General features: G+C 66.5%; 3 protein-coding genes. All 3 read right to left on the reverse strand.

Annotation, left to right across the window (positions count from 1 at the left end; translation table 11 throughout):
* A partial coding sequence (locus WCE35_RS10460) for a hypothetical protein (RefSeq protein ID WP_424593264.1) occupies positions 1-690 on the reverse strand: 690 nt, incomplete at its 3' end.
* Between the two features lie 27 nt (positions 691-717).
* Positions 718-1,227, reverse strand: coding sequence for an OsmC family protein (locus WCE35_RS10465; protein WP_424593265.1), 510 nt, complete (start codon positions 1,225-1,227; stop codon positions 718-720).
* A 56-nt stretch (positions 1,228-1,283) separates the two neighbouring features.
* Entirely contained in the window at positions 1,284-2,069 is a 786-nt protein-coding gene (locus WCE35_RS10470; RefSeq protein WP_424593266.1) for an ABC transporter ATP-binding protein, read from the reverse strand.
* Between the last annotated feature and the right edge of the window lie 193 nt (positions 2,070-2,262).

Genomic DNA, 2,262 nt, shown 5'->3' on the forward strand with positions numbered 1-2,262 from the left:
GGCGAGATGCAGCACCGCGATCGCGATGCCCAAGCCCATCAGGCCCCAGGCGCTGTTGGCGACCACCGCCGCGGTCGGCGGCCCGCCGATGCGCGGATGCAGGATCAGCATCATGGAAGTGAACACGATCGGAAACAGCGCGATGATGCCGCTGATCATCGGCCCGACCCAGTACGACAGCGTGACGACGGTTGCCACCAGAGTCGCGACCAGCGAAGCGCGCAGCGGAATGTCATACCAGCGGCGCGTGATCAGCGGCATCCTGACGTGGCGATAGCGGCGCAACAGCGGCACGCAGATCGCGAAGGTGACCGCGTTTGCGACCAGGCCGGTAGTGAGCGTCCATTGGATTTGGCGAATGATGGAAGCGAGCGCGAACCAGACCGCGATCGCACCAACCCAACTGACGATCGCGTTCCGGCGCTGCGCCAGCAGGACATAGGCAAGCCCGAAAAAGATCGTCGCCGCATTGACCGGCAGGCTCGCCAGCGCGCCTTCGGCGATGAACGCCGCATCATGATCGAGCGCGAGAAAGACGTAGGACGGCCCCGCCGAAATCGGCAAGGTCGCCACCAGCGCGCCGATCGCCGGCCCCGAGCGCTCGGTGATGACGGAGGCGGTGACGACGAAGGCGGCGGTGATCGCCATGCGCAAGGCGAGCGTGACGAGAAAGGCGAGTTCGGGCGACATTTTTTGTCGTCCCGGCGAATTGTGCCCTCACACCCTCTTCATCGACACCGAAACCTTGGGGCCGTTCCTGATGGTCTGGTAGACCACGCAATAGCGCTCGGTGAGTTTCAAGAGCAGGTCGAGCTTGTCCTGCGGCGCGTCGGTGCCGACCTCGAAGCGCAGGCGGATCTCGGCGAAGCCGACCGGCGCCTCCTTGTCGACGCCAAGGGTGCCGCGGAAATCGAGGTCGCCTTCCGCGATCACATTGCCGGTCCTCAGCGGCACCTCGATCGCGGTCGCGACCGATTTCAGCGTGACGCCGGCGCAGGCGACCAGGGCTTCCAGCAGCATGTCGCCGGAACACAGTTCAAGCCCGGAGCCGCCGGTCGCGGGATGAAGGCCGGCCACCGCCAGCGCACGGCCGGTCTCGACCTTGCAGGCGATGCCCTCGCCCGCGATCGAGCCCTTGGCCTTCAGCGTGATGACCGCCGCCGCGGGATCGGACTTGTAGCGTTCCTTGTACGGGGCTTGCGTTGCGCGGAGTTCGGCGGCGTCCATTTTCTTCTCCCGGATATTTTTCCAAGCGCTGGATTTAGAACCTAATCCCGCCCTTGTCACCACCACATCGCTTCGCCGGCGGTCGAACTGGCCTCGGTATCGGGCACGTCGCGGTCGAGCGAGCGGTCCAGCGCGGTCAGCACCCGGCGCTTGAAATTGTCGAAGTGCGGCGAATGGCGGTCGCGCGGCCGCGCCAGATTGATCCTGATCTCCTCGAACAGCCGGCCCGGCCGCGGCCGCATCACCAGCACGCGGTCCGCCAGCACCACCGCCTCGTCGACGTCATGGGTCACCAGAACCAGCGTCGGCCGGGTATCGGCCCAGAGGTCGAGCAGATGATCCTGCAGATCGCGCCGCGTGAAGGCGTCCAGCGCCGAAAACGGCTCATCCAGCAGCAGCACTTCGGGCTGCGGCACCAGCGCACGCGCAATCGCTACCCGCTGCGCCTGACCGCCGGACAATTCGCGCGGCCACGCATTGGCCTTGTCGGCAAGGCCGACCCGCGCCAGCGCGCGCGCGACCCGCCCGCGCCTTGCCTCTGCCGGCAATTCCGACAGGCCGAACCCGATATTGTCGGCGACGCTGAGCCAGGGCAGAAGCCGCGGCTCCTGGAAGATGATGCCGATTTTCGGATGCGGCGCGGTAACCGCCGTCGCATCCAGCGACACGCGGCCCGTGCTGGCGCGGTCGAGGCCGGCGATGGCGCGCAAAAGCGTCGACTTTCCGCAGCCGGAGCCGCCGATGATGGCGACGATCTCGCCGAGCCTGATCTCGGCGGAAAAGCGCTCCAGCGCGTGGACGCCGTTGGGATAGGTTTTTCCGAGACGCTCGAGCACGAGCATCAGGCCGCTCCGCCTTGACCGCCGAAGGCGTCCTGCCAGCAACAGCGGCGCCGTGCCGATCTCGACCAGCCAGTCGGCGGTCTTGCCGAGAATGGCGAAGATGACGATCGCCGCCAATATCTGCGTGGTCTTGCCGAGTTGCTGGCCATCGATCACAAGATAGCCGAGGCCTTCGGACGCCCCCATGAACTCG

The organism is Bradyrhizobium sp., assembly GCF_049691595.1.
Classification (GTDB): Bacteria; Pseudomonadota; Alphaproteobacteria; order Rhizobiales; family Xanthobacteraceae; genus Bradyrhizobium.